Below are 23,061 nucleotides of genomic sequence, written 5' to 3' on the forward strand. Positions count from 1 at the left end.
GAGGTGCCAAAATGGCAGGGTCAACACAAACATTACCGAAAAGAAATGAAGTTCCAAAGGAATTGACTTGGGATCTAGAAGATATTTATGCCACAGACGAGGAGTGGGATATAGAATTTAATGAAGTAAAAGAAATGTTTCCGAAGTTAAAAGAGTTCAAAGGGGAACTTGGTAAATCCGGAGATAAATTGTATGAAGCGCTACAATACCAAAATGAAATATCAAAGAAACTCAGTAAACTTTATACATATGCACATATGCGCTATGACCAAGATACAACGAACTCTTTTTATCAAGGGTTGAATGATCGTGCAAGCCAACTAGTTTCTCAAGTTTCCAATGCAGCATCATTTATGACACCGGAATTACTTGCGGTACCTGAGGAAAAAATAAATCAATTCCTTGAGGACACACCTGATCTACAATTATATAAGCATATATTAGAACAACTTAATCATCAACGACCACATGTTCTCACAGAAAGGGAAGAATCTATTTTAGCACAAGTAAGTGAAGTGACTGATTCTTCTACAAATACATTCGGAATGTTAAACAATGCAGACATGAAGTTTCCAGAAGTGAAGGATGAGGAAGGAAACGAAATTGAAATTACTCATGGCCGCTACATCCGTTTTCTTGAGAGTGATGATCCAAAGGTCCGTCGTGATGCGTTTAAGGCAGTTTATGAAACGTATGGGAAATTTAAAAATACTTTTTCAAGCACCCTTGGTGGAAATGTGAAAAAAAACATTTTTAATGCGAATGTCCGCAATTATGATTCTGCACGTCAGGCCGCACTAAGCAAAAATCACATTCCGGAAGTCGTGTATGACCAATTGGTATCAACAGTCAACGATCACTTACATTTGCTCCACCGTTATGTGAAACTAAGGAAAAAAGTTCTAGGACTCGATGAGCTTCACATGTATGACTTATATACGCCACTTGTAAAGGAAGTGGATATGAAAGTAACGTACAATGATGCAAAGGATCTGGTGAAAAATGGAGTAAAGCCTCTAGGGGATGAGTACGTTTCTATTATTCAAGAGGGTTTAGAAAATCGTTGGGTAGATGTAGAAGAAAATGTTGGGAAGCGTAGCGGAGCTTATTCTTCTGGTGCATATGGAACGAGACCATATATTCTAATGAATTGGCAGGATAACGTAAACAATTTATTTACCCTTGCTCATGAGTTTGGTCACTCAGTTCATAGTTACTATACGAGGAAAACACAACCATATCCTTATGCAAATTACTCTATCTTCGTAGCTGAGGTTGCATCGACATGTAATGAGGCATTGTTGAATGACTATATGCTTAAAACAACGGAAGATAAACAGGAGAGATTGTATTTATTAAATCACTTCCTAGAAGGTTTCCGAGGTACGGTATTCCGTCAAACTATGTTCGCAGAGTTTGAACAACTTATACACGAAAAAGCTGCAGCAGGAGAACCCCTTACAGCAGATCGTTTAAGTGAGTTATATTATGAATTAAACAAAAAGTATTTTGGAGAAGATATTGTTGTGGATGAGGAGATTGCATTAGAATGGGCAAGAATCCCACACTTTTACTATAATTTTTATGTCTATCAATACGCAACTGGGTACAGTGCGGCTACTGCTCTTGCAAAACAGATATTAGAAGAAGGTAAGCCTGCTGTTGATCGATACTTGGAATTCTTAAAGGCCGGTAGTTCCGACTACCCGATTAATGTGCTAAAGAAGGCTGGAGTGGATATGACTTCACCAGAACCAATTAAGCAGGCCCTTTCTGTTTTTGAGGAAACACTAACGGAATTAGAATCATTATTAACAGAATAAATACGTTGGGAGCATCATTTGGGTCAGGTTGATCCATTGGTGCTCTATTTATAGGGATCAACTTCATTAGGAGTTATCTCCTCGTAGACTTAAATCCCCTAAAACGATGACGATCATTGATGAGGTGAACAGATAGAACAATAAATAAGAACAAAAGAGGAATTGCAACTAGTTTTGGGAATATATTCAATAGACTTAATACTACCAAAAAGAAGCTGATGAGAATTCCTATAGCATTAATGATAAGGATAAAAGTCATGACTGCCTCCTCCTTCTTTCAATTGCTTTTTCTACTAAATGTTTATGCAAGTACACAGCAAAATAGACAAGGAGGTTGTTTTGTGTGTCATTTTTGTGAAATGATTCACGAATGCATTGTATAAAATAAACTATTTTGTTACATTTGTGTTGTGAAGGGAATCACATAACTCCCCCTTAGCTTATGTGAAGGTCGTCAAACCCCTGACGAAAACCCTTTTAATAAACTTGACAATGTTCCAATGAAAAAAATCAGGTTACCCCACCTGATTTTTTTCGTTTTGGAGGTGTGGGACAAAGAATTGGAATAGAAGTGTGGACAGACAAATATTGATGCAATAGAAAAACAAAACGGGAAATAAAACAAAAACTGCCCCAAAATCGCTCATTCGATTTACCGGGACAGTAATTCCATTGTCATTATCTAATCTAAGTAACGGTATAATGTACCGGTTTTGACAGACACTTTTTCGACCATCTTCTTAATTTGAAGTTTTTTCATTTCCTTTTCCACTTCATCCAGAGACCAATCAAATACAACGCTAATTTCCTTTGCTGCTACAACAGAATAAAATTTCAAGAAAGCATCTAATGGCAGTGGTGGACATTTTTCCATCGTTTTTCCAATCATATCTTCCATAATCTCCACATACACCCCATAGTCATACAGACCAGTAACCTTCAATCCAGGCTCTTCCACATCATCATTAAAAAATACTAATGTAGGAACAGATGTAACGTCCATTTCTTTTGTGGTTTTCACATCTGACTGAAATGCTTTAGTAGCACTTTGTGAATGAATGTCTTTTTTAAATTCTTCCACATCCATTCCATTTACCTTTCCAGCGCATTCAATTAAAACATTATTGGAAGCGATGTTCTGTTTATGCAGAAAAAGTGCTTCACGAAGTCGGCGTAAAAATTTGGATCCAATGGCTTTTCCCTGTAACTCAGCAGCTTTAATTCCAATGATTGCAGAGTATGGTGTGAAAGTATTTTCGTGCCAGACATCACCATCGCAAGGCATACCTGTTCGTGTGGCTATTTCATCGTAGGACTTTGCCAATTGTTTTAAACGTGCACCTTTAGTTGACCCACAGGGCTGATTTAACGATTTCAATTCATTCCCTAACAATGTCTTTAAGGTGAAGTATGGAGAATATTCCATTTGTAATTTTTTTATAATAGGTTCCAGTGCCCAGCATTCAGGACATAGTGGATCAATGAACATATAAATCTCTATGGGTTTTTTACCCCGTTCAGGGAGGTAAAAAGATGATGGTTCCTCTGGGCAGCAAATACCTAATTCATCATAACAGACAAAATTACCTTCTTTTTGTGACAATGGGTCATCCCTCCTTCTTACAGAGAGCAAGTCAATTACTCTTTAGTATTTATCATGTGTTGTGCTGTATGTGTTAGTCGATCATATAGGTAATCTTTTACGGCCTGATCCATTGACGTTTCACTGAGAGCAGTATCCATACAGGCTAACCAAGCTTGAGCACGTTTTGGCGTAATTGGAAATGGCATATGCCTTGCCCGTAACATAGGGTGACCATGTTCCTCAGAGTACAATGGTGGTCCTCCAAGAAATTGGGTTAAAAATTGTTTTTGCTTTCTGGCTGTCTCTGTCAGGTCTTCTGGAAAAACGGGAGAAAGCTCTAGGTCATTGGAAACTAATTCATAAAAACGGTCTACCAGTTCACTAAGTTTTTCTTCACCAATTATCTCAAAAGGTGTCATTTTATGATGGGAATCCATAACTAGCTCCTTTTATTATCGTTTAAATTCCCGCAGGCTGGCGCTTTCTATTAGGGAGGGTACCCCTAATCCCTCATCCTTGAATCGTTTATGCTTTTCCTAATTATGCTTATTGTAGCAAGCATTAACCTAGTCATCAACAAATGTGAACTATAATGTACTTTTACAACAGTAATAATGTTATTTAACAGCAAGATAATTTATGCGGATTTCAATTAAACTGTTTCGTTTAGTTTTTCCTGAAGTAAAAAATAAAAACATCGCTCTAAAAAGAGCGATGTTCCGTTAAGCAAAAGAAGTCTCTGATATTTTTCGATAGGTAGCAAGTACTTTTGGTACATAGTTTTGAGTTTCTTTAAAAGGTGGAATACCTCCATAACGATCTACATTTCCCGGTCCAGCATTATAAGCTGCAAGCGCTAAGGAAATATCTCCATTATACCGATCAATCATCGATTTTAAATATCGTGTTCCTCCATCGATATTTTGCTTCGGATCAAAACTGTCCATTACCCCTAACCCTTTAGCGGTGGCCGGCATTAATTGCATCAGACCTCTGGCCCCAGCGTGACTGACAACATCAGAACGGAATCCTGACTCATGTTGAATAACGGCATAAATTAATTCCTGGTCTACCCCGTGTTTTAGTGATGCCTCTTTAATAAGGGGGAGAAATGCTGCATCTCTTTCTGAATTACTCTTTAATTCCATTCCAGAATTTAATTGCTGTAATTTATTTTCGAAGGAAGCTATTTTTTCTTGAAGAAGATCTTGGAAATTGGATGCTAATGGATTGACTGAGGAAGAACGTAGTGTTTCTGATTGTTTTTCTCCCCATGCCCGTAAAACTTGCCATTGATAAAAATCATTTCCTCCATTGATTTTCATTTCAGTTCCCCCATCTATTTATGTTTGTGAATCTTATTTTTTTCCTCGAAAAATCGTTTAATCTTATTTGGAGTTTTTCTGAATGGAATACGGAACTCTGATAGAAGATTTTGAAATGCCAATTCTCCTGCTACTCTTTCTTTACACTCAAATTCCACTTCATAATCAACAACGTCAAAATAAGAACTCTTGTCCAATACAAGCAGACCTTCTGGTAACGATAATTCCGCGCGTTCTGTTGTTAACTCCCCTAAAAAGACAAAGGAAGGAGTATTTTTTTGAAGGAGGTTTTCAATCTGTATAAGAATATCCCCTGATGGAAGTATACCTTTTGTTACCGCTTGCTTGAATTCTGTTCGTGAACAGTTTTGATGGGTTTCCAATAACCCTTCTGGATGAGGTTCCTTTAATGTAATCGTATATTCATCATTTTTTTTCCGAATTCGAAGGGCACTTTTGTTTTGTTTTAACTCCATTTGTAAAGTATCAAAATAATAATTTGTTTGTACTTTAAAATCATTTTGTTTGATATTGAAATGATTTAATAAACCGTAATATTCATCAGAAATTAATAAATTTTTAAACTCAATTTCCACTTCTTGATTCATTCCATCACCTTCGTTTTTTCATTAATAATCCTTAGTAATACAATACCATTTGTCGGCAAAAAATGACAAAGATTTTTGGGGATTAGTTTACATTTTTTAAAAGGTAAGAATTTATAAGTTTTTGCACCTTCGGAAGTGACAACTGAAGTCAAAGAGCGGACTTCTAGCTACTTCTTCGAATTCGCTGTCCAACGAGCGTTTACTCCAGTGGCAGCACGCGAGCGATGCTGCCCTTCGAATATGCTTCGAGTTACCTCGACGGACAAACGTCCTAATATCGGGCATGCCACAGGACGTGGCGCTTTGCCCGATGGACGGATATACTTCAGAGCGATGCTTGTAGAGGAAGAGGCACTGTACTGCGCTCGTGACCATAGGCGCTTGCGCTTTTCATCGTAGTATTGGAAAAATTATGATACACTAAAAATGAAAAAATGAAAGTAGGCTAAACGGAGGGTTAATGGAATATGAATTCTTGGAACATAGAAAAAATTGAAACAAGGGATGAAGGTAATTTTGCCATTGTAAATGGAACATCAGTGACTAATGATACGATAGAAAAGCTAACAGCTGGAGAACAAATTCTTGTGGATTCTGATCGCCAATCATTTGTTTACATACTAGAAGATGACAATGGGTTTGCCCATTTACGCTTTCAAAAGAATGTTTGGAATAAAATCCAAGAACTTCGCTTGACAGACCAGCCGGTATATGTGGAATTTGCCGGTTCAGGGAAGGTTTCAAGACTAGAACTTACAAATTTTAAGGAAGAAATGAATACACTAATTGATAATATCCGTGGAAACAGTAATTATGGTGACGAGATGGTTCGTGCTGTTGAAGAAGTGTTTGTCTCCTGATAGTATAGAACTTCGGTTTGGTGGTGATTTCCCTTATGGATTGGGACACGATGCTTTCCCCGTATAAACAGGCAGTTGATGAACTGAAAATTAAATTAAGAGGAATTCGAGAACAATATCAATTAACGTCAAAACATACACCAATTGAATTTGTAACCGGACGAGTGAAGCCAATTTCAAGTATCCTTCAAAAAGCAAAAAGAAAACATATCCCACTGGAAGACTTGGAAGAGAAAATGCAGGATTTGGCAGGGGTACGAGTGATGTGTCAATTTGTCGGTGACATTGATACTGTCGTGGAATTAGTCCGTGCAAGAACAGATTTCGAAATTGTAGAAGAAAGGGACTATATTAAACATAAAAAGCGGAGCGGATATAGATCCTATCACATTGTATTACGTTACCCGGTACAAATGATTGACGGGGGAGAAAAGCGTATTCTAGTGGAACTGCAGATTAGGACATTGGCGATGAATTTTTGGGCTACCATAGAACATTCCTTACAGTACAAATATGCAGGTAAGATCCCAAAAGAGGTAGAGCATCGGTTAGAACGGGCTGCGGAAGCTGCGTTTCGACTTGATGAAGAGATGTCCCAAATTCGGGGAGAAGTACAAGAAGCACAACAAATCATCTCCCAAAAACAACATGATACGATGCAAAGAAAAACATAATGTGGAAAGGATTGCGAATCATGAATTTCACTGTAAGTTCCCGTGGAGACGATGTTTCTAACAGAATATCACAAAAGATTAGGAGCTATTTGGAGGAATTCAAGTTATCACCTAACGAGGAAGAACCTGATATTGTGATTTCGGTAGGGGGGGATGGTACCTTATTGCAGGCGTTTCATCAATATACAAATCGGCTGGCAGAAACCTCATTCGTAGGGGTCCATACAGGACACCTGGGCTTTTACGCAGACTGGCAGCCGGAAGAAGTGGAGAAGCTTGTTATACATATTGCTAAAACACCATTTAAAGTGGTGGAATACCCTTTACTCGAAGTAATCATAAGACATCATAACGAATCGAAGTCAGAACGTTTTCTGGCATTAAATGAATGCTCAGTTAAGAGTATCGAAGGATCTGTGGTGATGGATATTGAAATTAAAGGTAATTTATTCGAAACTTTCCGTGGAGATGGACTGTGTATATCCACACCTTCTGGGAGTACAGCTTATAATAAAGCATTGGGTGGTGCCATTGTTCATCCATCTTTGGCCTGTATACAAGTAGCTGAAATGGCATCGATAAATAATCGAGTGTACCGAACTATTGGTTCACCATTGGTTCTACCTCAGCATCATACATGTTTGTTAAAGCCAAAGAACAACGCTGATTTTCAAGTTACTATAGACCATCAGACGTTAGTGCAGAAGGATATGAAATCGATTCAATGCCGTGTTGCTGAAGAAAAAATCCGATTTGCCAGATTCCGCCCATTCCCTTTCTGGAAACGGGTGAAGGAATCCTTTATTACTGATTAGGAGATTAAAATGCATCATACTTTGGAATGGAAGATAAAAGAAGTGGAGAGTGGTCAGTTTCTTCGGGATTATTTGCTTCACATAAAGAAAATTTCACGGAAAGCTTTAGCAGATATTAAATTTCATGGGGGAGAAATTAAAGTCAATGGGGAATCAGTGACAGTGCGATATATATTACGCACTGATGACCATGTCTCGATCGCCTTTCCTCCAGAAAAAGTCAGTGATTGGATCAGACCCCATGCTGTCCCTCTAAATATTGTTTATGAAGATAGCCATCTCCTTGTGGTAAATAAACCACCACAGTTACCCACAATTCCATCAAGAGATCATTTAGAGGGGTCATTAGCAGGGGCTGTTATTTATTACTATCAAGAGAACAACATTCCCTTTACGTTCCACGCTGTCAATCGGTTGGATAAGGATACATCGGGATTAATGATGATTGCAAAACACCGGTATGCTCATGATTTATTTGTTCGGATGCAAAAAGAAAAAGGTATCCAACGTTCATACACCGCTATTATCCATGGAGAATTAAGTAAACATAGTGGAACGGTTAACGAACCGATAGGGCGGAGAGAAGGAAGTATTATTGAGCGGGAAGTCCGGACTGATGGACAAATGGCCATTACCCATTATCAAGTTAAGGAAACTCTAGGGAATGCATCACTCGTTGAACTAATTTTAGATACTGGCAGGACACACCAGATTCGAGTTCATATGAGTTATATAGGTCACCCGCTGATGGGAGATACCCTTTATGGCGGTAAAAAAGAGATAATAGAGCGGCAGGCGTTACATTCCTCTAGCATACGTTTTTTTCATCCCATCGAAAACAGGGAATTTTTCTTTGAAAGTAGTATTCCAAACGATATGGAAGAAGCTCTAAAAGCACTCAGAGATTAATGCTAGAGTGCTTTTAAAGTATACGTACCACCTGACAGGTTATTGGTCATATGGATCAAAAGGGCGGAATTTTTCCTCAACCAATGCTTGGTGGGATGAAACGGAAACAATTTGTTTTTCTGGCCAACGAAAAGCGGAGAGGGAATTACCGAAGACACAACCAGTATCAATGTTTAAGGTGTTTCCCACTTGGCGAGGCTCTTGCACAGGGCTATGTCCATAGACTACAAAGGTATCGTAAGTATATTTGGATGGCCAATCCCTTCGAATTGGACGACCATCATGGTGTTTTTCTCCTGTAATGTCCCCATATAATACAAATGTCTTTATACGCTTATTGTTTTTACCAATATCATCAGGACGTATGCCTGCATGGGCAACTACAAGCTTTCCCTCATCTAATACTAAGTAAAGGGGGGAAGATTCGTACAAATTCCGAAAAAGGGATGATATATGGTTATATTCTTTATGGCCCAATACTTCCAATTCTGCCACTGTGGTTTCCAAACCATGGCTTATGGTAACGTTCCTCCCAAGAAAATACCGATATAATTTATCACAATGATTTCCCGGACAATAAAGTGCTTTTTCTTCCTTTACCCAGCGAGTAACAGAATAAATGACGGATAATGAATTAGGTCCCCGGTCCATTAAATCACCAAGGAAAACGGGTTTTCTCCCTTCTGGATGGGTTATATTCCCATCGTTCATTTGATATCCAAGCGTATCCAGAAGTTCATTCATTTCCTGAAAACATCCGTGAATATCTCCAATAATATCATACATAAAAAAACCTCCAAGGAAATGTGTGGGAATTGTAATATATCTATTTTACTTTCCATTGAGTATTTTCTGCAAAAATTAGTTTCCAATACTTGCGCTAAAATAAGGCAATTGGATACACTAAATTAACGTTTTTAATTCTTGGATTGACGTATGGGTTTAAACTCTGTAAAATTAGTACTAGGTACTAATAACAACTTATTATATTTAGGAGGATCTTTCATGAAAATTGATTTATCTGATCGCACCTATGTCGTTATGGGCGTAGCAAATAAACGAAGTATTGCATGGGGTATTGCTGAATCACTGGCAAGTGCTGGGGCACGTCTCGTTTTTACATATGCAGGAGAACGATTTGAAAAAAACGTCAGAGATTTAGCGGAAACGCTGGAAAGAAAAGATTTTATTATCCTCCCCTGTGATGTCACAAGTGACGAAGAAATTGACACTGCTTTTAAACAAATCGGTGATCAAGTAGGGAAAATTCACGGAATTGCCCACTGTATTGCCTTTGCAAACCGTGATGAAATTATGGGAGAATATTTAAATACAACGAGGGACGGGTTTTTGTTGGCACAAAATATCAGTGCCTATTCATTAACTGCTGTGGTGAAAGCCGCAAGACCAATCATGACAGAAGGAGCGTCTGTTGTAACACTTACTTACCTAGGTGGGGAACGTGTAGTAAAAAATTATAATGTCATGGGTGTTGCTAAAGCCTCCTTAGATGCAAGTGTAAAATACTTGGCAAATGATCTTGGAAAAGAAGGAATTCGAGTCAATGCCATCTCAGCTGGTCCTATTCGTACCCTTGCCGCAAAGGGAATAGGTGGATTCAACGAAGTGTTAAAGGAAATGGAAGAAACTGCACCATTAAAACGGACGGTAACCCAAGAGGAAGTGGGTAATACGACATTATTCTTAATGAGTGATTTATCCAGTGGAATAACTGGAGAACTTCTCCATGTGGATGGCGGTTATAATACGATTGGGCTAATGTAAAGTAATGAAATGAATTGAATTGATTCACTCAAGAGGTTGGCAGAACCAACTTCTTGGGTTTTTTTGTTTTTAAATGTACATTCCCATTTCTCTTTACCCCACATATAAATAAAGTAAATGCCCAATTTAGAACGGAGGAGAAGTGGGATGACTGAGATAACGGTGTTTCAATTCCTTTTGTTTTCCTTGGCGGTGTTTCGATTAACTCATTTATTACTGTACGATTCCATCACAGAGTTTATTCGTAAAGGTCTATATGAATACGAACAGGAAGTGGATGAAGACGGAAAGGAAGAAACCGTTCAAATCATAGCCCATAAAGGTTGGAAGAAATGGTTTGGGGAATTGTTCAGTTGCCACTGGTGTATGGGAATATGGGCGAGCATCTTGTTATGGCTTGGTTTCTCGCTTCTTCCATCCGTGTTTTCGGTCGTTATTATTATATTAGCTGCTGCTGGAGTGGCAGCTGTTGTGGAATCGGTTGTTGTCAGGTGGTTATTATACTGAGATCTAAAGGGTGAGTTGTATGATTGGAGTCATCTTAGCAGGGGGATCGGGATCACGTTTGCGTCCCTTTACTAAAATCATTAATAAACACTTCTTACCGGTGGGAAGGCATCCAATGATTATATGGCCCTTATTAAGTATGAAAAAAGCCGGTATGGAAAGGATTTTAATTGTTTCCAATTTAAAGGATATCCCCTTCTTTCAAAGTATTTTAGAGGACTATTCCTTTCATAAAAATATGAAAGTTTCCTTTGTTCCACAAAGTAAACCATTAGGAATCGCACATGCTTTGTTACAGGTGGAATCATATGTAAAAGGGGAAAAACTTTTTGTTATTTTAGGAGATAACATTTTTACAGAATCTGTGGCAGAATCAGTAAAGTTATTTGAACAGGGGGAGGAAGGGGCAAAACTATTCTTAAAAGAAGTCTACGATCCAGGCAGGTTTGGTATCGCAAAGCTTGATGAGAATAATCATCCAGTTGAAATTATTGAAAAACCAGCAGAACCAACTTCTAATTTATGTGTGACCGGCATTTATTTGTTTAACCATGAAGTATTTGATTTTATCAAAGAGATAAAACCATCAAACAGAGGAGAATTGGAAATCACAGACATCAATCAATTGTATTTGAAACATTCCACAGTATCTACAGTAACACTGAAGGATTATTGGATGGATGCGGGAACGATGGAAGCATTGCAAAAAACAAGTCAATATATGTTTTCATATGAGAAGAGTTGTAGGTGGAGGTTATGATTAACAACGTACTTATAACTGGGAAGAGGGGTCAGTTATCCCGTGCTTTACAGAATGTTCTGGAAGAAAGGCAGGTGGTGTTTCTTCCACTGGGCAGGGAGGAAATGGACATAAAAAATTTTGATAGTGTTTGTAAATATATAATGGAATGGAAACCTTCTATTATTCTTCATACGGGGGCATGGACAGAAGTGGATGGGGCTGAAGAACACTTTTATCATGCCACTCAGGTAAATGTGCAAGGGACAAAAAACATCTTAAAAGCTGCAGAGAAGGTAAGGGCGTCTGTATTATATATGAGCAGTGACTATGTATTTGATGGAGAAAGTTCCATGGCATATATGGAAGCTGACAAACCAAAACCTGTTAATCATTACGGGTTCACGAAATGGCTTGGAGAAGAATATGTACAGAATTATCGTTACGATTGGTGGATTGTCCGAACTTCATGGATATTCGGTGGAGATGTGGATAATTTTGTCCGAAAAATAGTGGTGAAAGCACAAAAGAGGGAAAGGATTAATGTTGTCAACGATCAATCTGGTTCGCCAACTTATGTCAAGGACTTGGCAAGAATCGTTATAAACCTTCTTGAAAAAAAAACAGGCATTTATCATGTTTGTAATCAGGGGAAGTGTTCCAGACATGAGCTTGCAGAGTATATATACAGTAAAATAACGGGTCAGAAAGATCTAGTATATAAAACGACAACACAGCAATTTGGAAATAAGGCTGTCCGGCCAAAAAATTCAGTTTTAAACATGAATATGCTAAAAATAAATTCTATACCATTGCCAAGATCATGGGAAAAGGCAGTAGATGAGTATTTGAAACACATCTAGTAGTATAAAAAATACTTAAATACGATTATCCATATACTTCCCTTTTCCAGACAACTGATTATCCAGTTTGTCAGCAATCGCGGGTGAATGTTTTTTCCTTCTATCTCCTTTGATTCTGTACGGTTTTTTCAAATGATACAAAGATTCATAGAGTGTAATATTTTGAACAGGAAAAGAAGGTGAGATATTCCGGCTAGTTCCAGATAGGCGATTACCATATAATATTGTTTGTGGATCATTAACTGGTGGTATATAACCCATCGAACTCTCACCTCCATATATTTTGTATTCCCTATTGTATTTAGGATAAAACAACTTGAAAAAATTACGATCGTTTTGTCCTGATTCTTTTACTTCCACATCCACATCCACTGGATCTTTTCGTGCCAGGGGAAACTATTGATCTTCGTTTTTTATTTGGAAGATATACTTTTGGTTTTTTTTGCATAATATTCCTTACCCCCTCGCTTTTTCTCTACAATTTATGAGTGGGAATGTAAAGATGTGTTACAACTAGCCTAATGGTCTCATGTATTTTTCTTGTTTTTAGATGATTGTTCCATAATATTTCTTTGAAACCAGTCGGTTGGTGATAGAGAGTTTTTCTCCTTTTCTTCAAGAACTTCTTTATCGTTTTTATTCTTTGTATCTGTATTAGGATGAACAAAAGATTGTTGATCAGTCATTTTTTCTAAAGTCCCTTGGATTTTTTTTGATTCGTTCATGACAGTTAGTTGTTGAAAATCAACAGATTTTTGAGGATTAACTTTTTGATCTTTTTGTTTTAGTAAACCCTCTAACTCTGTTATCTTTAAATCTTTTTCTTTTACGTTTTCGCTTAAGCGATTCAATTCTCCTTCTAATTTGTTCTTTTCATTATGAAGACTTTGATAACTTCCCTCTAATAATTGATTTCTTTTGGAAAGTTTCTCATTTGTTTGTTTTAGTTCATCGAGCAGACGATAATGGTAATTCTCCTCATAATCTAAGATTCTTTTTTTATGTCTCGAAAGTTCTGACTGCAAATGAATGATTTTCTGTTCCAGCTGAACAGATGTTAATTTTCCTTTTTTCATTGTTTTACCTCCTTTATTTGATCTAGTTTGTTAATAGCTTATGATAAATAAATGAAAACTTGCTTCTTTCGCCCAACTTATAAAATCACCTATAGAACTAAGAACAAATTCAGCTTTTGTTCATACAATGAAGTAGTCCCGTTAAAGGAATAATAATGAAAGAAAGGATGATAAATTTATGTCCGACTTTGAGAGACTTTGCGTCCGTGTTCCCAAAGTGTATGATTGGGTCACTAGACAAGTAGACAAAGATTTTAACTTTATGGGTACTAGAGGTTTAGATGATTTAGAATTCACATGTAATGGAACACCCGATGCGGACCCATGCGCATTCCTAGAGCCAGGTGAAGACTTTATTGTGAACGCTATTCCCACAGATCAAGATGGAAACCAAATTGACTTAGATGATATTGACTGCACAGAAGTTGGTAATCGCAGAAATGTATATGTGGAAGAACTAGGTATTGAACTTCAGGCTGTTAAACTAAAGGTACAAGGGTATTTTGTGATTGAACTTTATATGGAAGATGATTTAAACAATCCATTCTGTGTATCCACTCCAATTCCATTCTGTGTTTTTGAAAAATTCTTATTGTGTGCACCTGAAGGGACAGACATCGAATGTCACATCTTCGATCTATTTGGTACAGGAGTAGTTTGTTGTAATAATGGTGAGTTTTTAGACTTAGCATTTACATTGACAATCTGTCAATCTGTTCAAGTGGAAGCAGATGTGAAAGTGGAAGTGGAAGGTAAAATATGTCAACCTCGTGAAGACATAATTGAGCCTATTGTCGATAGACTTTGCCCAGATATCGCATTTCCACCACAGTGCCCAGAAATATTCCCTCCAAAAAATTGCTAAATAGGGACTTTAGAATCAGGATGATGATTTACTCATCGCCTGATTCTTTTTATTTTTTATTTTAAACTACTTACCAATACTTATGCTGCATACATATCGAATATGAAGGAAGGGAGGAGAACACCATGTCGGAGAGAGTAAAAAAGATGATCAGAAAAAGAGATGAAAAAATAACCCAACTAAATCAAAAAATTATTCATTACAGGTCAGAAGTGGAAAAATATAAGCAACATATTGTTTTATTGAAAAAACGTTACCAGCAAGATGGAGAAGTGGATGATTCTGATTCAGTAGAGGTAGAAGAAGTATTTGTATCGGGGGCATCCATGGATAAAGTTGAGGAAAATAAAGAAATAGTGCCTCCTATTTTATCATATTTTAGTTATACTACTCTCATTAATAGTGATGATGAAATAGAAGATACAGAAAATAAGGTTAACCTTTTTGGTCAATTTACATTTCGAAATGTAACAAACCAAACATTTGAAGAGCCTGTTATTTGTTTTCGTGTACGGCCATCCACAAAAATTCGATTGGGAGGAAAGATATCACATCTTACCAATATGGGAGAAAACTCAACTCAATTAACGGAGGAATGGATGTATGTTCAAGAAGATTGGAAACGATGGATAGCTGAAAAGGGGGAGCATTGGTTAAAACCGATACATTTAAAGGAATTAAAACCATATGAGACTGGAAGATTTACAAATTTTAATATTTCTTTAACCGAAAATAAAGAACAGCAGTATTTTATTGAAGGTTTCTTCTATGCCAAAAACTATCAAGAAGGAATTCCGGCCGTTAATACCATCTCGGTATCCCTCTAGGAGGAAAATAGTTGAAACTACTTTATATTTGCTCCCCATATAGGGGGATATATGATTATTTAAACGAAAGCTTAATAGATGCGTGGAGTTCCATTTCTGGAATAGATATCATTATTGCTAATAAGGATGATCCAATAGAACAGATTGTGAGCGAAAAAAAACCTGAGATAGCATTTTTATTGTTTGGAAGAGGGATAAAAGCGGAGCAAAACATTCTGAAACAACTGAAGAAGTGCAGAAAAGTAGGTTGGTTTTGTGAAGATCCCTATTTTATTTACGATACAAAAAAATATATACATGATTTCGACTTGGTTTTTACTGTGGAAAAAACAGCAGTAAGTTTTTACGAAGCATTAGGGCATCAAAATGTTCATTACATGCCACTTGGTTATAACCCAAACGTTTACTATCCTAAACGAACTTCGGATGCAAAATATAAAAGTGATGTTTGTTTTGTAGGATACCCATATCCAAATCGTATTAATATTATTAACCAAATAATAAGAAAAACAGATTGGAAGGTCACGGTTGTCGGAGGGAAATGGTCAAATTTTCTTAGAAATTGGCAAAATTATAGTCAATTGACTTGTATTAGTCATTGGATAGATCCGAGCGAGACAGGATACTATTATAGTAACTCCAGTATTGTATTAAATCCCCATCGACCGGCAAACCAACTAAGAATTATAAATGGCATAAGTCCAAATAATCGGTGTTTTGAAATAGCAGCATGTGATGCGATCCAATTATGTGACAACCGCAAAGGTTTAGAAGAATTAAGTGAATCGTTAAATATTATTACCTATAAAAATATGGATGATGTTATTATACAATTGGATCAATGGATCAATAGTACAAGAGATAAAAATAAGAAATATCCTATGAATCAAGCAGAGCACACTTTTTTAAAGAGAATAAATAAGATGATTAATCTAATAGGGTGAAAAAAGATTCGATTTTTCGGATCTTTTTTTTCTATCACGGGAACCTAATTTTCTCTATATTTCACAGTTTTAGTAACTTGTCTATACGAACATCTTCTATTTTGAATACAGTAAATAGTAGCTTAGTAGGAGGTGTGTATTCTATGTTTAAACTATACCTGGACCCAGGTCATGGAGGAAATGATAGTGGTGCTGTTGGAAATGGGTTGAAAGAGAAGGATGTGGTCTTGGAGATCTCCCTTCGAATTAGGGATATTCTAATGGATCAATATGATGATGTGGAGGTGAAGATGAGTAGAACGAAAGACGCTACGATCTCATTATCTGATAGAACGAAAGACGCGAATAAATGGAATGCTGATTATTTCCTTTCGGTTCATGCGAATGCTGCCAATGGATCAGCAAATGGTTACGAGGATTATATTTACAAAGGTTTATCAGAGGATTCAGACACCGCAATGTACCGAAATATCTTGCATAAAGAAATTATGAAGGTGAATAATTTAAGGAGTCGCGGGAAAAAGAAAGCAAACTTTCATGTGTTAAGGGAATCATCTATGTCGGCCATTTTAACAGAGAATGGTTTTATTGATCATGAAGGTGATGCTAAGAAGTTAAGGGATCCAGAATGGCTTCAGAAGGTTGCTCAAGGGCATGTGAATGGATTGGAAAGGGCATTCAATTTAACTCGAAAAAATAAAGAGAAAAATCAAGAGGAAGAATCGGCTGAAGAATATACTGAGAAAGAGAAATCAAATCAAAAGAGGACAGGACAAAAGTTGGAAAAGGGGCTCTATAAAGTGATAGCAGGTTCCTTTAAAAAGAAATCAAATGCAAAGAAACGGGCAAATCAATTACAAAATGATGGTTACGACACTTATGTTGTTAAAGTCAATTTAAATAACGAACGAGAGCCATTTCACCGCGTTCAAATTGGAGCATTTAAAAAGAAAGATAATGCAGTACGACTAAGGGATAAAGTAAGAAAATATGGCATAAAAGATGCTTTTATAACAAGAGAGGATGACAGTCAGCCGAAAATGGAACCGGAAGAAGAGAGAATTAACGGGAATACAGTGTTATCTGGTGAGCAAATGGATAAGTTCTCAAAAAGTGTAAATTCCTCCGCTCCAAAACTAGGAGAATTGTATGTGGAAATTAGTATGAAATACGGGATAAGAGGAGACGTTGCCTTTGCCCAAGCCCTTTTGGAGACTGGTAATTTCCGATTTGGTGGACGTGTAGATAAATCCCAAAACAATTTCGGCGGATTAGGTGCAACAAAGGATGGAGTTTCAGGGGCAAGTTTTAATACACCTAGAGATGGAGTAATTGCCCATATTCAACATCTTTATGCCTACGCATCCAAAAAACCAATTCCAGATGGAGAAAAATTAATTAATCCAAGATTTGATCTTATTGAGCGTGGGAGTGCAAGAAAATGGGTAGAATTAAATGGGAAATGGGCAGTACCGGGCGATGACTATGGACAAAAAATAATAAAAATCTATGAGAATATGCAAGATTTTACAGAGTAATGAACTAGGCAATTTAGAACATCTAATAGGTGTCTCTAAATTGCCTACTATTTTTTCTACTAAACAGTAAACTATTTTTTACCCATTATTCTTCTAAACGGGTCAAACATGCAAGAAAATAGGAGGATTGTCGCATTAACTATATAGTAGTTACGCTATCAAGCTAACTAATTTTTCTTTCGGAGAGGGGGAGAGCTTGTTTTGAATGAAACAGTAATCAAAACAATGTTGGCTCTAGGAGGTGGGATACTTTCTTTTATGTTTGGGAATTGGACAACTTTATTAGGAGTATTAGTAGCTTTTGTCATTCTAGATTATATTACTGGATTAATAGCAGCGTATTTAAATGGAGACTTAAATAGTGAACATGGCTTAAAGGGGATCGCGAAGAAAGTATTTATATTTGCGATGGTTTCAGTGGGGAATTTCGTTGATATAGCATTAGGAAGTGAGCCATTTATCAGAGAAGTGGTGATTATTTTCTATATTTCAAATGAAGTGATAAGCATTTTAGAAAATGCCGGTAAAGCAGGTATTCCAGTCCCTCAAAAACTGAAGAAAGCAATAAAGATCCTACAGGAAAAAGGGAGGAATTGAGTATGGCAACATTTATCCGGCCTACAACAGTTACGAGAGTCACAAGTGGTTTTAGGACTTCTTCCAGGCCAAATCATCATGGCGTAGACCTTGCTGCACCTGGAAGGCATGAAATCTTTGCTGTGGCAGACGGAAAAGTAACAAGATCCTACTATTCTGATTCCTACGGAGAGTGTATCATGATAAAGCATCAAATTGACGGGCAAACATGGGAAAGCGTCTATGCCCATTTACGTCGAGGAACTAGAAGAGTCAAAGTAGGAGATCGGGTATCTCAGGGGCAGGTCCTTGGGATTATGGGATCAACAGGGAGGTCTACGGGACAACATTTACATTTTGAATTGCATCGGGGAAGATGGAACGTAAATAAGACGAATGCAGTTGATCCACTGGACTATATTGGAGAAAATGTCTTAAATAGACTTTTTTCACAACGTCACAAATCGCAAGGGGACCAAGTGAGGAGATTTCAAAACCAACTTCTTGCCGTTGGAGAAAAATTGCCTAAATATGGTGCAGATGGTATTTTTGGAGATGAAACCGAAGGAGCTGTACGTTCCTTTCAGAAACGTAGAAATATACAAGTAGATGGAATCATTGGACCAGAAACGAGGAGAGAACTTCAGGAAGCTAGACCAAATTATCGTAGGATGTTGCGACTTAAGAATCCGTTTATGAAAGGAAACGATGTTAAAGCAATACAGCGAGTAGTAGGTACGAAAGATGATTCTTTGTATGGTCCAAAAACAGAACAGAAACTAATCAAATACCAGAATCAAAATCATCTTCTAGTGGACGGGATTGTAGGACCTCAGACATGGGGACACATGTTTTAAAAGGTAAGAATTCATATGTTATGGCACCTTCGGGTATTGTCTAGCACAAATGCCTACTCGCTGCGGGGCACTTCGGAAGTGACAACCGAAGTCAAAGATCGAACTTCTAACTACTTCTTCGAATTTGATGTCCAACGAGCGTTTACTTCAGTGGCAGCACGCGACTGATACTGCCCTTCAAGTAGCTTTTCTTACGATTCTTAAAAAAAGGGATGGTGAGTGAGTGTGTTAAGCCAAAACACATTCACCACCTTTTTATCTAATTTCTATTTTCTATTTAATGGGAAGAACTTCTTATCTTATCTCTCATATCATACATCATGTATGGTAATAAAGGAGTGTGATCGGAGGATGACAAGTGAAATTCATTTATTTATTTTATGGGAAAAGAGTCACTCGAAGTGGGATGAGATTGTAAAAGATATTACAGGAAAATTTTCAATTATTCAATTTGTAAAAGTTCATTGGACACCTCGACACTTTTCAAGGAACTTGGCACGGTTCTATGGTTTAGATATTCCCCGCATTAGTCAAAAGGAAGAGCAATGTGGAAATGGTCCCTTTCTGTTATTAATTGTAGAGGATGCTAACCCAATATATGTAGAGCGACAGACCACAAAAGGAAAAACGTTAGTCAATAGTAATATGTATGATGCGAAACAAAAATATCGGATGTGGACGGGGGGAGGATACCGTATTCATGGGACAAACACAGAAGAGGAATCGAAACACGATCTTGCTCTTTTGTGTAATAAAGATATCAGTGAATTTTATGGAGAAAAATGGAGTGGTCAAATAACGGAAATGGAAAAAAACCTAATTGGTTTGGATGGGTTTGAATCTATGGAGCAACTGTTTACTCTATTAAATCGGACGGTAAACTATGTAGTTTTAAGAAATTTTGAGGAATTACCAGATAGGTATACTAGTACTTCCCATGGTGATATTGATTTACTTACGGATGACCTTAAAAAAGTTGTCAGACTGACGAATGGAGAGAAAGTTTTTAATCCTTCTTACAGAGTTCATTACAAAATAGTGATCGGGGGAGAGGATGTTTACTTTGATTTTCGTTTTGTAGGGGACCGATACATGGATAGAGTATGGGAAAGGGACATCATGAAAAGTAGATTTCTTCATGGGAAAGGTGTTTATATTCCTGAGAGAGAAAGTCATTTTTACAGTTTGCTTTATCATGTCCTTGTCCATAAACGTAGAATTAAAAGTCATTACAAGAAGGTATTAATAGAGCTTTCAAGGGAATTAAATATAGGTTTAAAGGAAAGAGATTTTTCTGATCCGTTCATCTTAAAGTCATATTTGGATGGATATATGAAAGAAAAAGAATACCACTATACAAGACCATTCGACCGGTCTGTATTTTTTAACAAATCATTAATAAAGAAGGAATTCAAATGATTATCCGAAATCAAGAAAAATATCTTCTAGAACGGTTGAGAAGAAAAGGGATTGACAACATACAACATATACATCCTCCACAATGCGGAGACTTTCATGTCTTTTATAAAGGGGTAGACAGAAGGACAGGGAAAAAATTATTTATAAAATGGGATAAAAATCTTTCCGGTTCTGTAAAACGGGAAGGGGAAATTTTAAAGTTACCGATGATTAGCGTGTCTTCTTTTTTTCCGAATATTATATATGAGGAAACGGATTTTACCTTTCCGTATATCGCAGTGGAATATATAGAAGGTGTTAATCTTAAGGAATACTTATCGGCTGAGAGTGGTAGAAAACTGTTGAAGAGTGATTCTAAGAAAAGGGAGATGATTGATCAGTTAGTGAAAATTGCTAAAATTCTTTTTCAAGAAAAAATTGTTCACCGGGATATTAGGCCAGGGAATTTTCTAGTAAAAAAGAAGGATGGAAGATTTCAGCAACTTATATTAATTGATTTCGCGTTTTCCATAAGGTTAAACGAGTTACCAGAGTTGAAGTACTTACAAGGCAAAAAAGAGATGCTTAAATCACTTGGGACGACAAGATTCAAACCTGAATCGTTCACATGGGATAATATTTATTCTATTGAAAGAATTATAAAAATGCTTGATAGAAAATTTTCTAATAATCACTCTCAACTGGCAAGAGAATTAGAGGTGATGAAAGGTAAACAAATTTTTACAACAGGAGATTTGTAAGAAAGAGTTTCTCATTAGAAATTGTTTTTTTTCCTTAAAGTAAGTTTTCCAGAGGAGTCTTGATGAAGAACAAAACCAAATTCCCCAATTCTTTTTTTAAATCGATCAAACGATTTTGATTGATGATTATTCACATAATACTCTAGGTTATTTTCTAGTTCTTCTAATGTATGACCTAAATTGTTGACAACATAAGAATCATTGTATGCCGCCTTCCAGCCCATCTCTTTAATTCTTCGTGAAAATAAACCATCGTTCGGAAAGAGTATACTATCTTTTCCCTTGATATTTGACCATCGAAGTCCCCCAATTAAAATCTCACTTCTGATAATGGAGGTGGACCCAACATTATGCTTAGATAAATAGACGGAGTTTCCATTTCTGGTAACTTTAGTTGCAGCTTTTTCCCATGAATATTCCCCTTTATCGGTTTGAGGAAATGGAGAAAAAGGGGAAATTTGCCCCACTTCTGGGAAATTTTTCATCTTTTTAAGAAGGGTATGATCCCAGTTTTGCAAGTATTCAATATCATTCTCCGTGAAATGAATGAATGGAAAGCTGTCAAATGGTATTCTGTCTAAAACATAGTTAAATGCAAGTCCCCCTGTGTTTTTCTTCAAATACTCCACTTCAAAATCATATTTTATGGATAACTCTTCTAATAATGAAACTGTTTCGAAGTTTGAACCATTGTCTGCCACGATAAACTTGAAATCAACTGAGGTATTTTTATAATAGGATTCTATGGTTGTCTTTACTAATTCTGGTCGATTCCAGTTTAATAGAATAGTTAATATTTTGATAATGATCTCCTCCTTTTTGATGGTAATAAAATAGGTGTTAATTGACGGAGATCTACCCACACGCAGATTGGTAATATGAATATGTATATTGGAGAGAGTGTGATTAATGAAATAAAAGTAAGTGTACTATATATTATGTTTTTAAAAAGGAAATGATTAACAGGATTTTAATTTTATTATGAGAACCCTCGAACAGAGGATGCTAGAGAAGTTCTCTTTTAATAAGAGGTGGCAGCGAATGGTTTCTATTATTACATGTACGATGAGGCAACATTATATGATGGAAGTGTTTGAAAACTATCATCGTCAAAATTGGGAAAAGAAAGAACTAATCATAATTTTGAACAGTGACACGATGGATATTCGACTCTGGAAGGAAAGAGCAGAGGAGTATGAAAATGTTTCTATTTTCCATCAACCAGAAAGGATATCCCTGTGGGAGTGTATCAATTTCGGGGTGGAGAGAGCTAAGTTTGATTATATATTTAAGTTTGATGATGATGATTATTATTCCCCATTTTATATACAAGAGCAAATGGAATGTTTTAAGGAACAACAGGCAGACATTGTTGGAAAGAAGGCAAGTTATTGCTATTTGGAAAGGGATAATGCTTTATTAGTACGTCACTGGGAGCATGAGGATAAATTTGTGGATCATATTTTTGGAGCGACCATTGGAATGAAGAAAAGTGTTTTTTCATCAGTGAAATTCCCTGATAGGAACGTAGGAGGAGACCGTTTGTTTCTAAGGAGATGTCACAGCAAAAATATGAAGATCTATGCTTCCTCTCGAAGAAATTATATGTGTGTGAGAACAAATGACCCAAATCATCATACATGGAAAAGTGATGAAGAACAGTTTTATCGTAAAGGGGATTTAATAGCTTACACGGATAATCCAAGAAAACTGATTCCATGAAGGA

Annotated in this window: 27 protein-coding genes; 18 read left to right on the forward strand and 9 right to left on the reverse strand. The window is 36.7% G+C overall.

The genetic code is table 11. The features are described from left to right. The first annotated feature begins 11 nt into the window (after positions 1-11). On the forward strand, positions 12-1,823 hold the full coding sequence (gene pepF / locus KS419_RS16225; protein WP_217067437.1) for an oligoendopeptidase F: 1,812 nt from the start codon (positions 12-14) through the stop codon (positions 1,821-1,823). Between the two features lie 73 nt (positions 1,824-1,896). Here pepF and KS419_RS16230 read toward each other — a convergent pair whose 3' ends face one another. The 5 genes from KS419_RS16230 to KS419_RS16250 all read right to left on the reverse strand — a co-directional run bounded on the left by KS419_RS16230 (position 1,897) and on the right by KS419_RS16250 (position 5,341). Further along, on the reverse strand, positions 1,897-2,082 hold the full coding sequence (locus KS419_RS16230; protein ID WP_217067438.1) for a hypothetical protein: 186 nt from the start codon (positions 2,080-2,082) through the stop codon (positions 1,897-1,899). Between the two features lie 423 nt (positions 2,083-2,505). Next, entirely contained in the window at positions 2,506-3,426 is a 921-nt protein-coding gene (locus tag KS419_RS16235) for a ClpXP adapter SpxH family protein (protein WP_217067439.1), read from the reverse strand. A gap of 35 nt (positions 3,427-3,461) precedes the next feature. Beyond that, positions 3,462-3,845 carry a globin domain-containing protein gene (locus KS419_RS16240; RefSeq protein ID WP_217067440.1) on the reverse strand — a complete coding sequence of 128 codons (384 nt, stop codon included), beginning with the start codon at positions 3,843-3,845 and terminating at the stop codon, positions 3,462-3,464. Between the two features lie 285 nt (positions 3,846-4,130). Beyond that, positions 4,131-4,733 carry a lytic transglycosylase domain-containing protein gene (locus KS419_RS16245; RefSeq protein WP_217067441.1) on the reverse strand — a complete coding sequence of 201 codons (603 nt, stop codon included), beginning with the start codon at positions 4,731-4,733 and terminating at the stop codon, positions 4,131-4,133. Between the two features lie 14 nt (positions 4,734-4,747). Further along, a complete protein-coding gene (locus KS419_RS16250; protein ID WP_217067442.1) occupies positions 4,748-5,341 on the reverse strand; it encodes a CYTH domain-containing protein in 594 nt (197 codons plus the stop codon). 467 nt (positions 5,342-5,808) lie between these two features. Between KS419_RS16250 and KS419_RS16255 the strand changes: the two genes are divergently transcribed. The 4 genes from KS419_RS16255 to KS419_RS16270 are packed head-to-tail and all read left to right on the forward strand — an operon-like array spanning position 5,809 to position 8,599. After that, positions 5,809-6,201, forward strand: a complete 393-nt coding sequence (locus KS419_RS16255; RefSeq protein WP_217067443.1) for a UPF0738 family protein — start codon at positions 5,809-5,811, stop codon at positions 6,199-6,201. 35 nt (positions 6,202-6,236) lie between these two features. Further along, positions 6,237-6,875, forward strand: a complete 639-nt coding sequence (gene yjbM / locus KS419_RS16260; protein WP_217067444.1) for a GTP diphosphokinase — start codon at positions 6,237-6,239, stop codon at positions 6,873-6,875. 20 nt (positions 6,876-6,895) lie between these two features. Next, a complete protein-coding gene (locus KS419_RS16265) occupies positions 6,896-7,690 on the forward strand; it encodes an NAD kinase (RefSeq protein ID WP_217067445.1) in 795 nt (264 codons plus the stop codon). 9 nt (positions 7,691-7,699) lie between these two features. Further along, positions 7,700-8,599, forward strand: coding sequence for an RluA family pseudouridine synthase (locus KS419_RS16270; protein WP_217067446.1), 900 nt, complete (start codon positions 7,700-7,702; stop codon positions 8,597-8,599). Between the two features lie 39 nt (positions 8,600-8,638). On the opposite strand, the gene prpE is transcribed toward KS419_RS16270, so the two are convergent. Beyond that, the gene (gene prpE / locus KS419_RS16275) at positions 8,639-9,385 is read right to left on the reverse strand and encodes a bis(5'-nucleosyl)-tetraphosphatase PrpE (RefSeq protein WP_217067447.1); all 747 of its coding nucleotides are present in this window, start codon (positions 9,383-9,385) and stop codon (positions 8,639-8,641) included. Between the two features lie 219 nt (positions 9,386-9,604). Between prpE and fabI the strand changes: the two genes are divergently transcribed. The 4 genes from fabI to rfbD all read left to right on the forward strand — a co-directional run bounded on the left by fabI (position 9,605) and on the right by rfbD (position 12,493). Next, on the forward strand, positions 9,605-10,384 hold the full coding sequence (fabI, locus tag KS419_RS16280; RefSeq protein ID WP_217067448.1) for an enoyl-ACP reductase FabI: 780 nt from the start codon (positions 9,605-9,607) through the stop codon (positions 10,382-10,384). A gap of 147 nt (positions 10,385-10,531) precedes the next feature. After that, complete coding sequence (locus KS419_RS16285; RefSeq protein WP_217067449.1) at positions 10,532-10,891, forward strand: DUF1360 domain-containing protein; 360 nt, start codon at positions 10,532-10,534, stop codon at positions 10,889-10,891. 19 nt (positions 10,892-10,910) lie between these two features. Further along, entirely contained in the window at positions 10,911-11,651 is a 741-nt protein-coding gene (locus KS419_RS16290; protein WP_217067450.1) for a sugar nucleotidyltransferase, read from the forward strand. Further along, a complete protein-coding gene (gene rfbD, locus KS419_RS16295) occupies positions 11,648-12,493 on the forward strand; it encodes a dTDP-4-dehydrorhamnose reductase (RefSeq protein WP_217067451.1) in 846 nt (281 codons plus the stop codon). Before KS419_RS16290 ends, rfbD begins: the two co-directional genes overlap by 4 nt. 15 nt (positions 12,494-12,508) lie before the next feature. Here the strand turns inward: rfbD and KS419_RS16300 are convergent, their stop codons facing one another. Continuing rightward, positions 12,509-12,754, reverse strand: coding sequence for a hypothetical protein (locus tag KS419_RS16300; protein ID WP_217067452.1), 246 nt, complete (start codon positions 12,752-12,754; stop codon positions 12,509-12,511). Positions 12,755-13,020: 266 nt separating this feature from the next. Beyond that, entirely contained in the window at positions 13,021-13,569 is a 549-nt protein-coding gene (locus KS419_RS16305) for a hypothetical protein (protein ID WP_217067453.1), read from the reverse strand. A 178-nt stretch (positions 13,570-13,747) separates the two neighbouring features. Between KS419_RS16305 and KS419_RS16310 the strand changes: the two genes are divergently transcribed. The 8 genes from KS419_RS16310 (at position 13,748) to KS419_RS16345 (ending at position 21,335) form a co-directional block, all read left to right on the forward strand. Next, entirely contained in the window at positions 13,748-14,434 is a 687-nt protein-coding gene (locus tag KS419_RS16310) for a BMQ_0737 family morphogenetic spore coat protein (RefSeq protein WP_217067454.1), read from the forward strand. Between the two features lie 125 nt (positions 14,435-14,559). Next, complete coding sequence (locus KS419_RS16315; protein ID WP_217067455.1) at positions 14,560-15,261, forward strand: hypothetical protein; 702 nt, start codon at positions 14,560-14,562, stop codon at positions 15,259-15,261. 11 nt (positions 15,262-15,272) lie between these two features. Further along, positions 15,273-16,205, forward strand: coding sequence for a CgeB family protein (locus tag KS419_RS16320; RefSeq protein ID WP_217067456.1), 933 nt, complete (start codon positions 15,273-15,275; stop codon positions 16,203-16,205). A gap of 143 nt (positions 16,206-16,348) precedes the next feature. Next, positions 16,349-17,743: an N-acetylmuramoyl-L-alanine amidase gene (locus KS419_RS16325; protein ID WP_217067457.1), complete on the forward strand. Its 1,395-nt coding sequence runs from the start codon at positions 16,349-16,351 to the stop codon at positions 17,741-17,743. Between the two features lie 201 nt (positions 17,744-17,944). Beyond that, entirely contained in the window at positions 17,945-18,340 is a 396-nt protein-coding gene (locus KS419_RS16330) for a phage holin family protein (protein ID WP_246594214.1), read from the forward strand. A 2-nt stretch (positions 18,341-18,342) separates the two neighbouring features. Next, positions 18,343-19,176: a peptidoglycan DD-metalloendopeptidase family protein gene (locus KS419_RS16335; protein WP_217067458.1), complete on the forward strand. Its 834-nt coding sequence runs from the start codon at positions 18,343-18,345 to the stop codon at positions 19,174-19,176. Positions 19,177-19,527: 351 nt separating this feature from the next. Further along, the gene (locus tag KS419_RS16340; protein ID WP_217067459.1) at positions 19,528-20,595 is read left to right on the forward strand and encodes a hypothetical protein; all 1,068 of its coding nucleotides are present in this window, start codon (positions 19,528-19,530) and stop codon (positions 20,593-20,595) included. Then, positions 20,592-21,335 carry a protein kinase domain-containing protein gene (locus KS419_RS16345; RefSeq protein WP_217067460.1) on the forward strand — a complete coding sequence of 248 codons (744 nt, stop codon included), beginning with the start codon at positions 20,592-20,594 and terminating at the stop codon, positions 21,333-21,335. The genes KS419_RS16340 and KS419_RS16345 overlap by 4 nt, the downstream gene beginning before the upstream one ends. Before the next feature lie 14 nt (positions 21,336-21,349). Here the strand turns inward: KS419_RS16345 and KS419_RS16350 are convergent, their stop codons facing one another. Next, positions 21,350-22,198 (reverse strand): glycosyltransferase family 2 protein, encoded by an 849-nt coding sequence (locus KS419_RS16350; protein ID WP_217067461.1) that lies wholly within the window; start codon positions 22,196-22,198, stop codon positions 21,350-21,352. Positions 22,199-22,376: 178 nt separating this feature from the next. Here KS419_RS16350 and KS419_RS16355 point away from each other — a divergent pair, with 178 nt between their 5' ends. Continuing rightward, the gene (locus KS419_RS16355; protein ID WP_217067462.1) at positions 22,377-23,057 is read left to right on the forward strand and encodes a glycosyltransferase family 2 protein; all 681 of its coding nucleotides are present in this window, start codon (positions 22,377-22,379) and stop codon (positions 23,055-23,057) included. Positions 23,058-23,061 lie beyond the last annotated feature (4 nt).

It is taken from the genome of Evansella tamaricis (assembly GCF_019042215.1).
Taxonomy (GTDB): Bacteria; Bacillota; Bacilli; order Bacillales; family Salisediminibacteriaceae; genus Evansella; species Evansella tamaricis.

Bases quoted from the DNA above. Each gene is read 5' to 3' on its own strand.
- pepF (WP_217067437.1), top strand. From the start codon at position 12: ATGGCAGGGTCAACACAAACATTACCGAAAAGAAATGAAGTTCCAAAG.
- KS419_RS16230 (WP_217067438.1), bottom strand. From the start codon at position 2,082: ATGACTTTTATCCTTATCATTAATGCTATAGGAATTCTCATCAGCTTC.
- KS419_RS16240 (WP_217067440.1), bottom strand. From the start codon at position 3,845: ATGGATTCCCATCATAAAATGACACCTTTTGAGATAATTGGTGAAGAA.
- KS419_RS16245 (WP_217067441.1), bottom strand. From the start codon at position 4,733: ATGAAAATCAATGGAGGAAATGATTTTTATCAATGGCAAGTTTTACGG.
- KS419_RS16250 (WP_217067442.1), bottom strand. From the start codon at position 5,341: ATGAATCAAGAAGTGGAAATTGAGTTTAAAAATTTATTAATTTCTGAT.
- KS419_RS16255 (WP_217067443.1), top strand. From the start codon at position 5,809: ATGAATTCTTGGAACATAGAAAAAATTGAAACAAGGGATGAAGGTAAT.
- yjbM (WP_217067444.1), top strand. From the start codon at position 6,237: ATGGATTGGGACACGATGCTTTCCCCGTATAAACAGGCAGTTGATGAA.
- KS419_RS16265 (WP_217067445.1), top strand. From the start codon at position 6,896: ATGAATTTCACTGTAAGTTCCCGTGGAGACGATGTTTCTAACAGAATA.
- KS419_RS16270 (WP_217067446.1), top strand. From the start codon at position 7,700: ATGCATCATACTTTGGAATGGAAGATAAAAGAAGTGGAGAGTGGTCAG.
- prpE (WP_217067447.1), bottom strand. From the start codon at position 9,385: ATGTATGATATTATTGGAGATATTCACGGATGTTTTCAGGAAATGAAT.
- fabI (WP_217067448.1), top strand. From the start codon at position 9,605: ATGAAAATTGATTTATCTGATCGCACCTATGTCGTTATGGGCGTAGCA.
- KS419_RS16285 (WP_217067449.1), top strand. From the start codon at position 10,532: ATGACTGAGATAACGGTGTTTCAATTCCTTTTGTTTTCCTTGGCGGTG.
- KS419_RS16290 (WP_217067450.1), top strand. From the start codon at position 10,911: ATGATTGGAGTCATCTTAGCAGGGGGATCGGGATCACGTTTGCGTCCC.
- rfbD (WP_217067451.1), top strand. From the start codon at position 11,648: ATGATTAACAACGTACTTATAACTGGGAAGAGGGGTCAGTTATCCCGT.
- KS419_RS16300 (WP_217067452.1), bottom strand. From the start codon at position 12,754: ATGGGTTATATACCACCAGTTAATGATCCACAAACAATATTATATGGT.
- KS419_RS16305 (WP_217067453.1), bottom strand. From the start codon at position 13,569: ATGAAAAAAGGAAAATTAACATCTGTTCAGCTGGAACAGAAAATCATT.
- KS419_RS16310 (WP_217067454.1), top strand. From the start codon at position 13,748: ATGTCCGACTTTGAGAGACTTTGCGTCCGTGTTCCCAAAGTGTATGAT.
- KS419_RS16315 (WP_217067455.1), top strand. From the start codon at position 14,560: ATGTCGGAGAGAGTAAAAAAGATGATCAGAAAAAGAGATGAAAAAATA.
- KS419_RS16325 (WP_217067457.1), top strand. From the start codon at position 16,349: ATGTTTAAACTATACCTGGACCCAGGTCATGGAGGAAATGATAGTGGT.
- KS419_RS16335 (WP_217067458.1), top strand. From the start codon at position 18,343: ATGGCAACATTTATCCGGCCTACAACAGTTACGAGAGTCACAAGTGGT.
- KS419_RS16340 (WP_217067459.1), top strand. From the start codon at position 19,528: ATGACAAGTGAAATTCATTTATTTATTTTATGGGAAAAGAGTCACTCG.
- KS419_RS16345 (WP_217067460.1), top strand. From the start codon at position 20,592: ATGATTATCCGAAATCAAGAAAAATATCTTCTAGAACGGTTGAGAAGA.
- KS419_RS16355 (WP_217067462.1), top strand. From the start codon at position 22,377: ATGGTTTCTATTATTACATGTACGATGAGGCAACATTATATGATGGAA.